Below are 12,274 nucleotides of genomic sequence, written 5' to 3'. Positions count from 1 at the left end.
CGGCTCCTGGAACGGGTGGCATCTGATCCGCACCGGCCAGACCTCGGTCCGTTCCGGCCGATTCCACCGCGCGCCTCCTTGACCCGGGCCTTTCAGCGCCGAGATCAGAACCCGCCAACGACCGAGAGGACAACAGCGATGAATGATCAGAACCAGCAGGGCGTCACCGTTCGCGACAACCCCGAGAAGGGCCGCTTCGACATCCTCGTCGAGGGCGCCCATGCCGGGTTCTCCATGTACAAGGATCTCGGAGCGGCACCGGTACCACAGCGGATCTTCTACCACACCGTGGTCTTCGACGAATTCGAAGGCCGCGGTCTCGCTGGCATTCTTACTCGCACCGCACTGAGCACCAGCGTCCAGGCGGGGCACCGCATCGTGGCCGTCTGCCCCTACGTAAAGAAGTGGCTGTCCAGACACCACGACTTCGACGACGCCACCGACCCCGTGAGACCCGAGCACCTGCGCGCTCTGCGCTGAACCGAGCACAAGCGCACATCAGAGCCAGCCGCCATGATGCCCCTCACGCTTGCGGCAGGAAGGACAGCACGACGATGACCACGCCTCCGTCCTCGGCGAGCAGGTTCCGCCTCATCCCGATGGCACCCCGCGACCCGCACGAGCAGGGCCGGTCGGCCAGCATGCTCGAGCTGTTCTTCGACCTCGTCTTCGTCGTCGCGGTAAGCATCGCCTCCGTCCAACTTCACCACTCCCTGACCCAGGGGCACGTCCTCGATGGCCTGGTCGCCTACGGTCTGGTGTTCTTCGGGATCTGGTGGGCCTGGATGAACTTCACCTGGTTCGCCACCTCCTTCGACACCGACGACTGGCTCTACCGCGCGCTGACCATCGTCCAGATGGCCGGCGTGCTCGTGCTGGCCACCGGGATCGAGCCGGCCTTCACCGACGCGGACTACACTCTGCCGATCCTCGGCTTTGTGGTCATGCGCCTGGCCATGGTCGCCCAGTGGCTGCGCGCTGCACGCACTGACGCGTCCATCCGCCGCACCGCCCAGGTCTACGCCGGGGGAATCGCGGCGGTCCAGGTCCTCTGGCTCCTGCAGCTGACACTGCCCGAAGTACCAGGCCTGATCTCGCTGGTCCTGCTCATCGGCGTCGAAGTCGCGATCCCGGTCATCGCCCAGAGGCGCGGCACCACCCCGTGGCACCCCCACCACATCACCGAGCGCTACGGCCTGTTCACGCTCATCCTGCTCGGCGAGAGCCTGCTCGCCTCCTCCAACGCGATCATCGAGGCCGTCCACGACGCCGAAGCCCTCGGACGGCTGATCTCGATCGGCGCGCTCACCTTCGTCGCGACCGCCGCCCTGTGGTGGATCTACTTCTGGCCGCCCCACCACCGGTCCATCACCAGCTTCGGCGGGTCGCTGCGCTACGGCTACGTCCACTACTTCGTGTTCGCCGCCGCCGGTGCGTTCTCCGCGGGCATCGAGGTCGAGATCGACGTCCTGACCGGGCACAGCGAGCTCAGCAACCCGACCGCCTCCTTCGCCGTGACCGTCCCGGTCGCGATCTTCCTGGCAGGCACCTGGTGGATCGCAATCCGAGACCACGCCGACCGGCTCGTCAACACAGCCGTCCCGCTGGCCGCAGTTCTGGTCCTGTGCGACCCGCTCATCGCGGTTCCCGTCACGCTGACCGCCGTGGTCCTCGTGCTCGTCGTCGTTGTCCTAGTCCTGCAGCCACCGGCGCAGACCGGTTGTGGACCGGCTTCTTGACCTGACCGCATGATCGGGAGCCATCGGCCTGATCGGCGCCCCCGAGCGCGACGTCGGCGTCGGCCTACCGGGCACCTCGCAGACGACCGTCGCGCCGGCGGCGAAGACCATCGAGACGTAGCCTTCGATACCGGCCGTTCGCGGCGATGGCGTGGCCGGGCGCACGCTGGGCGAGCTTGAGCATGCGGCGGGCTCTGCGTGGCCTGCCTGAGCCCCGACTGGATCAGCCCGCGAGCTGCTTCTTCAGGGCCTCAGCGTCGTGAACGGCCGACATCTGCACGAACTTCCCGTCGCGGATCCGGTAGATGGCGAACTCGTCGATCTCGATCGGAGCGCCCGTGGGAGCCACCCCGAGCCATTCCTTGGTGGGGGTGCCGTGGTTGACGGAGTGGCAGGCCAGAGTTTCACCGTTGATCGCCACTTCCTTGATCTCCCAGTGGAAGTCGGGAACTGCGTCGGTGATGCCCTTGAGCGCCGCGACGACGTCCGCGCGAGTGGCCGGCTCGCCGTGCGAGAGGATGGACTCGTTGACGAACTCGTCCATGCGGTCGAACTCATGCGCGTTGAGCGCCTCGCAGTAGCGGTCGTAGAACTCGCGCATGTTGAAGTCGGACATGACTGCCTTTCTCGCCCGGTGTCCGGGCTGTTCTCGTGTACTCATGGTTCACCTGCGACATCGATACTGCGGGAGCAGCCGAGTACGATCAATGATGCGGAGTCCGCAATTCCTTACGTATCGTCCAGAAGGAGTGCTCGGTGCTCGGCTTTCGGGATCCAGTGGCCTGCTCCGGCCCGCACGGTGATCGGGCCCAGGCCGGGATCGGCTTCACCGAGCTGTCCAACGGGTTCGCCACCACCGACGATCCGACCGTGTTGCAGGCGATCTGCGACCGGCTCGGCCCGGGCGTGATCAACGTGTTCGTACAACGCCGGCTTTCCAGGCTGCCGCTGCCGTTCACCGATACCGACCGGGACGCCGGCTACTGGTGGGAGACCTCGATTCCGCACAACGTGGAGATCATCTTCAACCGCCAGATCCGGAGCGGTCCGACCACCGAGATCATCGGTGGAGGTCCTACGTGTTGAGGAATGTGTTCAGTGCGGTGTTCACCTCGTCGGCGTGGGTCCAGAGCAGACCGTGCGGGGCGCCTTCGATCTCGACATAGTCGGCCTCGGGGAACGCCGCGTGGAAGCGACGCCCGGTGGCGTCGATGGGGAGGATGTTGTCCTTGGTGCCGTGCAGGATCAGCGCCGGCTTGCCACTGGCGCGCACCGCCTCGACGTCACCGCGGAAGTCCTCGATCCAGGACGGGACGACCGCGTACGCGGCGACCGGGGCGCTGCCGATCGCGACGTTCCAGCTGGCGGTGACGGCCTCCTGGCTGATCCGGGAGCCGAGGTTCTCGTCCAGGTTGTAGAAGTCCGAGTAGAACCGCGTGAACCAGGCGTACCGGTCGCCCTTCGCGGCCGCGGAGATGCCGTCGAACACCTCCTGTGGGACCCCCTCGGGGTTGTCGTCGCGGGCGACGAGGAACGGTTCGAGCGAGGCGAGGAACGCGAGCTTCGCTACTCGCTCATGCCCGTAGCGTGCCACGTACCGGGCCAGTTCCCCGGTGCCCATCGAGAAGCCGACCAGCACCACATCGCGCAGGTCCAGGGTCTCCAGGACCGTGTTCAGGTCCGCGGCGAACGTGTCGTAGTCATATCCGGAGCCGACCTTCGACGACTGCCCGAATCCGCGACGGTCGTAAGTGATGACCCGGTACCCGGACGCGAGGAGCTCGCGCGTCTGACGCTCCCAGCTGTGCCCGTTCAGCGGGTAGCCGTGGATGAGGACGACCGGTTGACCCGATCCCTGGTCCTCGTAATACAGCTCGACCGGCGTGCTGTTCTCGTTCCCAACGGTGATGTATCCCATGGTCTTCCCTTTCGGTGCTGACCAGCCCAACGCTGGCGCGCGTGACCAGTGTGATGTCGGCAGGTGCCGGCTGGCGGAAGACACCGCCATTCGCGGCGAATTCATCGCCATGGTGTGGAAAATATCCGGTCATCGTCTTCCTCGGGAAAGTCGACGAAGTCGACCCTGCCGACGGGTGATTCATTGGCGAGGTTCACCGTGTAGGAGCTGATCGGGCTGGCGACCTCGAGCCTGACCGTCACGGATGCACCGCTGTTGTCAACTGATCCCTGAGTCATCTGGCTGTCCTTTTTGTGAATAGGCCAGAGACGGTTCAGTGGCCGGAGCAGGGGTAGTGGTGAGCGCGCGAAGCTGCTCGGCGTCGACGTTGGCTCCGAAGGCAGGGGTGCCGGGCTCGAGCCGGGCACCCGCCGCGAGGTCACCGATGGCGAGTGGGTCGAACCCAAGTGTGTCGATCAACTCTGACACGGCGGTGAGATCCTCGGGTGAGTCACCGGCGATCGCGATCGCCTTGCGCCCGAGGTGGCCGGATGGGCGAGCCCCGTCTTCGAGGTCGTGATAGCCCATGTGGTTGAAGGCTTTCACCACTCGCGCGCCCGTCAGGAACTGCTGCACGACTTCGCTCGAGGACGTACCCGGCGGGACGATCGTGTCGCGGGGACCATCGATTTCCCACCAGTGGTTCATCGCATCCACGACCAGCTTCCCCCGCAACGCCGGGACCGGGAGGTTGCGGAGTTTGCCGAGCGGGAGAGCGAGGATCACCACGTCCGCGGCTTGCGCGGCCTCGGCCGGCCACGCGGCGGTCGCGCCAGGGGTGAGCACCTCGGTGGTCAGCGCGATCTTCGCGGGGTCACCGGAGCCGGAGATCAGAACCCGGTAGCCGGCGGCGACCGCCAGGCGCGCCAGGACGGTGCCGACCTTCCCGGCCCCCAGGATCCCGATGGTGGCCACGGGGGTGGTCATCGTGTCGCCGCCGTGACGGCGGGCTGTTCGGCCAGCAGCTCGCGGACCCGGGGGATGACCTGGGTGCCGTACAGTTCGACCGAACGTAGCCGGGCGGTGGCTGAAACGGTGCCCGCGGCGGAGTAGATCATGTCGAACCGGCCCGCATCCAGCACCCGGATCGCGTGGGCGATCTTGTTCGCGACCGTCTCGACCGAACCGACATACAGCGACCCGCGCCCCACCTCGGCGTCGAACTCCTCCCGGCGAAGCGGTGGCCAGCCGCGCAGCGCCCCGATCCGGTCGCGGATCTCCCGGTACCCGGGGTAGAACAGCTCTTTGGCTTCTTCGTCGGTGGCGGCGACGAAGCCGGGCGAGTGCATCCCGACCGGCTGTGCGGTGGTGCCGAGCTCCTGGTTCGCCCGCCGGTAAAGATCCACGTAGGGAGCGAACCGGGCGGGGGCGCCGCCGATGATGGCGAGCATGAGCCGGAACCCGTAGTGGGCGGTACGGAGCACGGACTGCGGTGACCCACCGACTCCCACCCAGGTGCTGAGCCGTCCCGAATCGGTCTTCGGGTACACGTCCGCGTCATTCAGGGCGGCCCGGGTGGTGCCCTCCCAGGTGACCGGTGTCTCGTCCAGGAGCCGGTGGAACAGGTCGATCTTCTCCTCGAACAGCACCTCGTAGTCCTTCAGGTCATACCCGAACAGCGGGAACGACTCGGTGAACGAACCACGTCCGAGGATCACCTCCGCCCGGCCGCTGGAGAGCGCGTCCACGGTCGCGAACCGTTGGAAGACCCGCACCGGGTCGTCCGAGGACAGCACCGTGACACCTGAGGCGAGCCGAATGCGCTTCGTGGCGGTCGCGATGCCGGCCAGCACCGTCTCCGGGCTGGAGATCGCGAACTCCGGCCGGTGGTGCTCCCCCAACGCGACCACGTCGATGCCGACCTGATCGGCCAGCACGGCCTCGGTCACCGCGGCGCGGATCGCCTGCGCGTGCGAGACGACCTCACCCCGATTGTCACGGGGCCGGTCCCCGAAGCTGTCGATACCGAACTCGATCTTCGAAACGTCCATCATGGCAACTTCCTCAGAGCTTTCGTTGTGCCCGTGCGCGACGGTGCGAGATTCACGAGAGGTAGGGGTAGCGGAAATCGCCTGAAATGTATTTCGGCCGGGGCGACGACGACCTGCGTGTACGAGTGATCGAATTGCTCCGGACCGGCGTCGGTGACGCTCTGGAATCGCACCTGGATGACGCGGGGATGCTCCCACTCGCCCCCGATTCCGAATGTGACCGCACTGAGGCGGCCTGGGGCACGCCACGTGCCCCAGGCTCGCCTCCGGCTCAGCGTCCGTCGGCGCTACACACCAGCTCCATCGGTGGTGGGTGTGGCCAGCAGTTGCAGCTCCCAGGCGAACGCGATCCCGCTGGCGCCGCCGTGCTCCTGGAGCACCGGCCCGAGCGCGTTGGCCGTCGACTCACGGGCCCAGTCGCGCTGCCACTCGCCGGACACCGCCATCCAGGTGATGGGCACCACGCCGGCCTGCTCCATGCGGCGCACCGCCATGTCGTGCGCCTCGGCACTGACCCCGCCGCAGGCGTCGGTGACGACGAAGACGTCGTAGCCCTCACCCAGCGCCTGGATGGCGGGCATGGCGACGCAGATCTCCGTCCACAGCCCGGCGATGATCAGCTTCTTGCGCCCCGTCTTCTCCACGACGTCGACGACACGACGGTCTTCCCAGGTGTTGATGTACGTGCGGTTGATCGGTTTCTGGTCCGGGAACACGTCCTGGAGAGCCTTGATGAGGTAACCGCCACGTTCTTCGATCACCGTGGTCAGCACAGTGGGGACGTCGAACACCTTGGCGACCTTGGCGAGGCCGACCACGTTGTTGACGATCATGGTTGGTTCATGGCTGTTGAGATTGGTGAACTGGTAGGGCTGGTGGTCGATGAGCACCAGGACGCTCTCCTCGGGGGTGAGCAGTGCCTCGAGTCCGGTCTTTGCGGTGCGCGTCACTGTGTTCCTTCTGCGCGATGGGTTGAACGTTCGATGGTCAGAGTCAGAGCTGTTCGGGTGATGCCAGCCGGTAGACGAACTGGCCGAGTCCGGACTGCGCGATCGCGAACATCGGGTCGGCCAGGCCTTCCTGCGTGGCGGCCATGCCCAGGTCGCCAAGGCGGACCGCCTCGTATCCGGCGTCGAGACTGAGCTGCCTGACAACGCCCTGGACTTCGTCGTCACCGGACCACAGGTTGCTCGGCCGTACACGGGCATCGGCGACCTGCCCGAGGAGAGAGGCGAAGTTGGTGCTGAACGCCTTCGCCGTCGGCCCGCCCGTCACCGACTTGACGTACTGGGCGTTGGAGGAGAACCCGGCCGGAGGCCGGGCGCCGCCGTAGAGGTTCGTGGCGTCGAGCACTGTCTTGCCCTCGAGCCCGACGACGGATGACAGCGCCACCTCCACGGCGGTTCCCGGGACGGCGAGCAGTACCGCGTCCGCGGTGCCGACATTGCCGCCTCCACGCCCCAGCCGCGTCACCTGGTGCCCGGCACGTTCCCACAGGCCGGCCAGCCCGCCGCCGACGTTGCCTCGTCCGATCACGGTGATGTTCATGCTTCATTCCTTGCGAGGCTGAGGTGGTTCGTCGGCCGGTCACGCGAACCGAAACCGGCTCCGACCAGGCTCGACGGGGGCACGTTGGACCGTCTCCCGCGTCGTGAGAACGACACTACGGCGGCCATCCGGCGGGCGTCCAAGACTTGTCCGGACCTCCAGCGGTAGGATTTGTCTATCGATGTCAGCCCCCGTGTCCTCCGCTACTTCATGGCCGTAGCCGAGGAACTCCACTTCGGTCGCGCGGCCACGCGTCTCTACATCGCTCAGCCATCCCTGAGTCATCAGATCCGCAAGCTCGAGGAGACCCTCGGAACCCCGCTGTTCGTGCGTTCGAGCCGTAGCGTGCAGCTCACCTCCGCGGGCCGGACACTGGCTCGCGAGGCGCCGAAAGCGCTGGCCGCGCTGGAGCAAGCCGTGCAGCTCACCCGGCTGGCCGGGGCAGGGATCGCGACGACGGTTCGGCTGGGCTACACACCGGTGACAAGCTTCGACACGCTCACGGCGCTCCTGGACACTCTCCGGGAAGACCATCCCGACGTCATGGTCGACGCTCGAGAGTTCTTCAGCGCCGAGATTCCCGAACGTCTCCGTGCCGGCGACCTGGACGCCGGTCTCGCTCTCTCACCGCAGCCCCTCGACGGGGTAGATGGCGAGCTCCTCCGCGAAGAGCCCGTCTCCGCGGTCCTCAGCGCTCGCCACCGCCTCGCTGACGCACCGAGGATCCCGGTGACGGCCCTCCGCGACGAGACGCTGCTGCTGTTCGCCCGCCACCACGCCCCGGCGTACTACGACGCCATCGTCGCCGCGTGCCACGAGGCGGGCTTCTCACCCGATATCTGCGCGTTCGACGAACCACCGGTGAACGCCATGCTCGCCCGGCTCTCCAGCGGACGCGAGGTCAGCTTGGCCCCGACATCGTTCGCTGAGCACGCCGCGAAGACCAGCCCCGGCATTGTTGTCCGTGACGTCGTCGATCCGCTGATCATGGCAGAACTCTTCGTGCTGTGGCCCGCGAACGATCCGTCACCGGCCATTGCGAGCGTCGTCGACACCGCCCGACGTTGCGCTGAACGCAACAAATGGCTACGCAACCCCATGACGTGACGCGTGAAGACGCGGCCCCGCCACCACCACGGCCATGGACCGCACCGACCGAGATCGAAGGTCAAGCTCAGGAGACAGTCGTGATCAACTGGGTCGGTTTCGTACCCGCAGCCCTGCTCGTGTCCCTCATCCCCGGGGCGAACCAACTCCTCGGTTTGAGCAACGCCGTGCGGCACGGCACCATGGCCGCGCTCGCCGGCATCGGCGGGCGTCTGGCCGCGTTCGTCGTACTCGTCGGGCTGGTCGTGGCCGGGCTCGGCGCCACGCTGGCTGCCTCGGCCACAGCGCTCACCGTGATCAAGTGGGTGGGGGTCGGCTATCTCGCCTGGCTCGGGATCTCCAGCCTGTGGCAGGCGCGGCAGGCGCGGCAGGCGCTGTCGGGCGCGGAGGCACCACCCGCACCGAGTGGAGGGGGCGTGTGGCCGCTGGTCGGTAACGAGTTCGTCGTCGCGATCAGCAACCCCAAGGCGCTGCTGCTGTTCGCCGCGCTGCTGCCCCAGTTCGCCGGCGAGCCGGGACCCGCGGCAGGATCGATCTCGGCAGCGGCATCTGCTTCCTCGGGCTCGCCGGGCTGCTCGCGGTAGAGGACGTGGCGAGCCGATAGCCGCAGCTACCCGCGGCCCGACCGCTGGTCCCCACGTTTGCGCGCACAGGTGGGTCAGGGCGTCGATCAGCCCGGCTCGGAGGCCGTCGGCGGGCCCTCTCAACCAGGGTGGGTGCCCGTTTTCCCGCATCCCGGCCGGGCGCCTCACACCTCGGACGGTCCCCCTGCGGCGAAGGTCAGCCCGGCGAATCGCTCGCCCAGTTCAAGCGTGGGGCACGAGGCCAAACTCGAACGCCTGGCCGGCCGCGGCATCCTCGTCGAGACCGGGCCGGGATTGTTCACCCGGCCGCGCCCATGGCTCGGCCGGTGAGCCCCGCGTTCATGCCCACGTTGAACGTCGTCCGGCAGGGTCGTTAGCCTGCGCGCATGTCAGATCTGGGACATGTGGCTTGGCCGCCTGAGCTGATCCGGACCGAGCGGCTCGTGCTCCGTGAGCCCGAGGCGCGGGACCGTACAACGTTCATCGAGCTGCTCGCCTCGCCAGAGGTGCACACCTACCTCGGCGGCCCCCGCCCGCGTGACGAGCTTGAGCGCGAGATGCCCGAGGTGCCCGAGCGATGGCCCGGAAGCTTCGTCGTCGAGCTCGACGGGGCGATGATCGGCCAGATCCTGCTCAGGAGAGCAGCTGGGCACCGTCGCCCGGCTGCTGTGGGGAAGGCCGATCTCGGTTACCTGTTCCTGCCGCAGGCCTGGGGGCAAGGGTATGCCGCAGAGGCATGCGCGGCGGCACTCGACTGGTTTGACGGCGTCCTTCCCGGCGAGCCGGTGGTGCTCACCACCCAGAGCGCCAACGTCGGCTCGATGCGCCTCGCGGCAAAGCTGGGGTTCACCGAGGTCGAGCGGTTCCAGGCCTGGGACGCCGAGCAGTGGCTCGGCCTGCGGCCCCCGGCCACGTGATGGGGCCATCTGACGCTTCCCCTGATGCTGTTGGTGATCTTCACGATCGTGGCAGGTCGTGGATGAGGCGTTCGAACGGTCGAAGGCCCTTGACCAGCACGCCATCCCGAGCGTCAGCGACGGAAGGGGCATCAACGTGCGTAACGCCCTCTCAAGAGCTAGCACGGCGCGGCGGAGGCACCGCAGCACTGGCGGATGAGGTCAGGTGTCAGCGGTCCCCCATCAGGAGAGGTGACCACGGCGCGCAGGTCGGCCGAGGTCGCGGCCGAGCGGAGCGGTTCAGGGAAGTGGTCCGGACACCATAGGGGATCACGGATTCCGGCCACGGCCTCCGGGCATGCCGCCAGGTGGTGGGCGATGTTCGGCCAGCGGACCGTTATCAGGCTCCACAAGGCCAAGGCGTCCGGATCCACGTGCACATCCTCCAGAAACCGAATGGAGCGCAGCACGCTGTGGGTGTTGAGGAACTTCTTCACCGCTCGCGGGTTGTCGCCCAGCACGGGCGCGAACTTCCGCAGAGTGTGCTCGGTCCGGCGGCGTTCCGCGGCGGCGACCGACAGGGCCGCGACCGCTGATTGAGCACGTCCCTCCTCGAACTGCCGCAGCCGTTCTTGTAGGCCTCCGTCGGTCTGCGGCACCCTGCGGCGCCTGCGGGGCCCCTCATCCGCGCTGGCCGTCGGCGGCGACGACGAAGTAGGCGGCGCGCTCAGCAGGCGGACGCTGCTGCGCGCCGCCCATGTCGCGGACCATCGTCTGGATAGTGTCGAGTAACTCCACCACGTACTTCTGGTCGCACCGGTCGAGATCGTCGATGAAGAATGCGACCGGTTTCTCCGATCGGTTGAGCAGCCAGCGGAAGCGGGCGGAGATATCGGCCATCGGGTTGGCCTGGGTCTGCTCGAAGAGCCGGGCACCGCGTGCCGAGTCCCACAGGAACAGCCGGGCCGCGAGGATGGCTCCGGCGCCCAGCGTGCCGAGCGCGGCGAACAGGGCCGTGACGGTCTTGGCCAGCTGCTGCCAGTCCAGCGGCGCGGGCTGCCGCGGCCACAGTAGGTAACCCAGCAGGACGGCGACGATGGCCACGAGCACGAACGCCAACGCATAGGGCGAACCGGTGCGCCGGATCCGTGTGGCCGACTCCCTGATGCGTACGAACGGCCGCCGCCACTGCGGGCGGCTGCGCGTTATCTCCGAGCGCAGTGCCGTCAAGAGCGACCACCAAGCGGGCGCCAGCCGGGACTGCTGCCACGCGTCGAACCTGACCACCTGGAAGTACGGTGCGACCCGCTCTTCCACCAGGTTCAGCAGGCTGCTCTTGCCGCTGCCCCACGGACCGTCCACATGCAGCAGGAAAGACGTTCCCGCTTGCGTGAGGTGTGTCTCCACCAGCCGTAGCGCGATCACTGTCGCGATGGGTGCACGGTGCCACGCTCGACCGGCCCAGCCGGCCTCATCGGCCCGGGACCGCTGAGCCTCACGCCTCCAGGGGGACCGCCAGGGTGAGCAGATCGCAGTCTTCCTCGACCGGGCCGGTGCCGGGATGCGCGTCGAGGTCCGCGTCCATGGCGGCGAATCCCTCGGCGATTTCCTGCTCGGTCATCTGGTCGAAGACCGAGCTGGCGCGCAGCCGCAGTCGTGCTGCGTAGTCGGTGCGACTGGCTGCCAGCCGGTGCCGAATCGAGGTGAGGGAGACAGGGCGCAAGCCGACCGTGGCGAAGGCGTCCACGACTTCGGCGACCGTGGGGAAGAGCTCTTCCTCGATGATCCGGGCGCGGGGGAACCAGCGGTGCCACAGCGGGTCCTGCATCCGGTCGGCGAAGGCGTTGCGGATGAACAGCCGACCACCCGGGGCCAGCACGCGGGCGATCTCCGGGGCCGCCGCCGGCAGGTCTTGGATGTGGTGGATCACCAGGTAGAGCAGGGCCAGGTCGCAGTGGTCGTCCGGCAGCGGGATCTTCTCGGCGGAGCCCTGAAGATAGCCGACCGACGGGTGAGCGGCGGTGGTCGTGGCCACCTGACGCATCCGGGCGGAGGGCTCAACGCCGTACACCGGGCCGCCGAAGGCGTCGGCCAGGGCCGGGGAGAACCGGCCGGTGCCGCTGCCCAGGTCCAGGACCGTGAGCGGCCGCCGGGACGGCGAGTGCCGGGCGAACTCCGCCATCCAGGCGGCGACGACGTCGGGGGGCAGCGCTCGGCCGCGCGCGTACACCAGGTGCTGTCGGTCGTCGTAGTTGATGCGCTTCAGCACACTGCCGAATCTACCCCGGTCGGCATGTCGGCTTAAAGGATATTCTCATGCGGTGGGGAGCCGAGTGCCATGAGCTGCCTGGACGCCGAGCCTGGCGCTTGGCGATCCATCGGCCGAAGCGCCCCGCCGAGTTGTCGACGCAGCCCGACGGCGTGGATCTCCTGAGCCGGTTGCGTGCCGCCC

General features: G+C 67.8%; 16 protein-coding genes. 6 read left to right on the top strand and 10 right to left on the bottom strand.

The features are described from left to right. Nucleotides 1-138: 138 nt before the first annotated feature. Nucleotides 139-480 carry a GNAT family N-acetyltransferase gene (locus H4W80_RS13685; RefSeq protein WP_192785440.1) on the top strand — a complete coding sequence of 114 codons (342 nt, stop codon included), beginning with the start codon at nt 139-141 and terminating at the stop codon, nt 478-480. Between the two features lie 74 nt (nt 481-554). Continuing rightward, on the top strand, nt 555-1,739 hold the full coding sequence (locus H4W80_RS13680; RefSeq protein WP_225963422.1) for a low temperature requirement protein A: 1,185 nt from the start codon (nt 555-557) through the stop codon (nt 1,737-1,739). Nucleotides 1,740-1,962: 223 nt separating this feature from the next. Here H4W80_RS13680 and H4W80_RS13675 read toward each other — a convergent pair whose 3' ends face one another. After that, the gene (locus H4W80_RS13675; RefSeq protein ID WP_192785439.1) at nt 1,963-2,355 is read right to left on the bottom strand and encodes an ester cyclase; all 393 of its coding nucleotides are present in this window, start codon (nt 2,353-2,355) and stop codon (nt 1,963-1,965) included. 140 nt (nt 2,356-2,495) lie between these two features. On the opposite strand from H4W80_RS13675, the gene H4W80_RS60650 reads away from it, so the two are divergent. After that, nucleotides 2,496-2,825 (top strand): hypothetical protein, encoded by a 330-nt coding sequence (locus H4W80_RS60650; protein WP_225963421.1) that lies wholly within the window; start codon nt 2,496-2,498, stop codon nt 2,823-2,825. On the opposite strand, the gene H4W80_RS13665 is transcribed toward H4W80_RS60650, so the two are convergent. From H4W80_RS13665 to H4W80_RS13640, 6 genes are all read right to left on the bottom strand, one after another. Continuing rightward, nucleotides 2,815-3,657: an alpha/beta fold hydrolase gene (locus H4W80_RS13665; RefSeq protein WP_192785438.1), complete on the bottom strand. Its 843-nt coding sequence runs from the start codon at nt 3,655-3,657 to the stop codon at nt 2,815-2,817. The two genes, H4W80_RS60650 and H4W80_RS13665, sit on opposite strands and share 11 nt — an antisense overlap. 101 nt (nt 3,658-3,758) lie before the next feature. Next, entirely contained in the window at nt 3,759-3,899 is a 141-nt protein-coding gene (locus H4W80_RS13660) for a hypothetical protein (protein WP_192785437.1), read from the bottom strand. A gap of 16 nt (nt 3,900-3,915) precedes the next feature. Continuing rightward, a complete protein-coding gene (locus tag H4W80_RS13655; RefSeq protein WP_192785436.1) occupies nt 3,916-4,623 on the bottom strand; it encodes an NADPH-dependent F420 reductase in 708 nt (235 codons plus the stop codon). After that, nucleotides 4,620-5,690 (bottom strand): LLM class flavin-dependent oxidoreductase, encoded by a 1,071-nt coding sequence (locus tag H4W80_RS13650; protein WP_225963420.1) that lies wholly within the window; start codon nt 5,688-5,690, stop codon nt 4,620-4,622. Before H4W80_RS13650 ends, H4W80_RS13655 begins: the two co-directional genes overlap by 4 nt. A 284-nt stretch (nt 5,691-5,974) precedes the next feature. Beyond that, the gene (locus H4W80_RS13645; protein ID WP_192785435.1) at nt 5,975-6,637 is read right to left on the bottom strand and encodes a hydrolase; all 663 of its coding nucleotides are present in this window, start codon (nt 6,635-6,637) and stop codon (nt 5,975-5,977) included. A gap of 43 nt (nt 6,638-6,680) precedes the next feature. Continuing rightward, nucleotides 6,681-7,235, bottom strand: coding sequence for an NAD(P)-binding domain-containing protein (locus H4W80_RS13640; protein ID WP_192785434.1), 555 nt, complete (start codon nt 7,233-7,235; stop codon nt 6,681-6,683). 171 nt (nt 7,236-7,406) lie between these two features. Here H4W80_RS13640 and H4W80_RS13635 point away from each other — a divergent pair, with 171 nt between their 5' ends. The 3 genes from H4W80_RS13635 (at nt 7,407) to H4W80_RS13625 (ending at nt 9,843) form a co-directional block, all read left to right on the top strand. Then, complete coding sequence (locus tag H4W80_RS13635) at nt 7,407-8,342, top strand: LysR substrate-binding domain-containing protein (protein ID WP_225963419.1); 936 nt, start codon at nt 7,407-7,409, stop codon at nt 8,340-8,342. A gap of 80 nt (nt 8,343-8,422) precedes the next feature. Beyond that, complete coding sequence (locus tag H4W80_RS13630) at nt 8,423-8,926, top strand: LysE family translocator (protein ID WP_318786851.1); 504 nt, start codon at nt 8,423-8,425, stop codon at nt 8,924-8,926. Between the two features lie 386 nt (nt 8,927-9,312). Beyond that, nucleotides 9,313-9,843 carry a GNAT family N-acetyltransferase gene (locus tag H4W80_RS13625; RefSeq protein WP_192785432.1) on the top strand — a complete coding sequence of 177 codons (531 nt, stop codon included), beginning with the start codon at nt 9,313-9,315 and terminating at the stop codon, nt 9,841-9,843. A 158-nt stretch (nt 9,844-10,001) separates the two neighbouring features. Here the strand turns inward: H4W80_RS13625 and H4W80_RS13620 are convergent, their stop codons facing one another. From H4W80_RS13620 to H4W80_RS13610, 3 genes are all read right to left on the bottom strand, one after another. Continuing rightward, nucleotides 10,002-10,481 (bottom strand): hypothetical protein, encoded by a 480-nt coding sequence (locus tag H4W80_RS13620; protein ID WP_192785431.1) that lies wholly within the window; start codon nt 10,479-10,481, stop codon nt 10,002-10,004. A 22-nt stretch (nt 10,482-10,503) separates the two neighbouring features. Beyond that, a complete protein-coding gene (locus H4W80_RS13615) occupies nt 10,504-11,256 on the bottom strand; it encodes a P-loop NTPase fold protein (RefSeq protein WP_318787613.1) in 753 nt (250 codons plus the stop codon). Nucleotides 11,257-11,317: 61 nt separating this feature from the next. Beyond that, complete coding sequence (locus H4W80_RS13610) at nt 11,318-12,091, bottom strand: class I SAM-dependent methyltransferase (RefSeq protein WP_192785429.1); 774 nt, start codon at nt 12,089-12,091, stop codon at nt 11,318-11,320. Nucleotides 12,092-12,274 lie beyond the last annotated feature (183 nt).

Source organism: Nonomuraea angiospora (assembly GCF_014873145.1).
GTDB lineage: Bacteria > Actinomycetota > Actinomycetes > Streptosporangiales > Streptosporangiaceae > Nonomuraea > Nonomuraea angiospora.
Note: the sequence above shows the minus strand (reverse complement) of the source record. Positions and strands in the feature narration are given on the sequence as shown.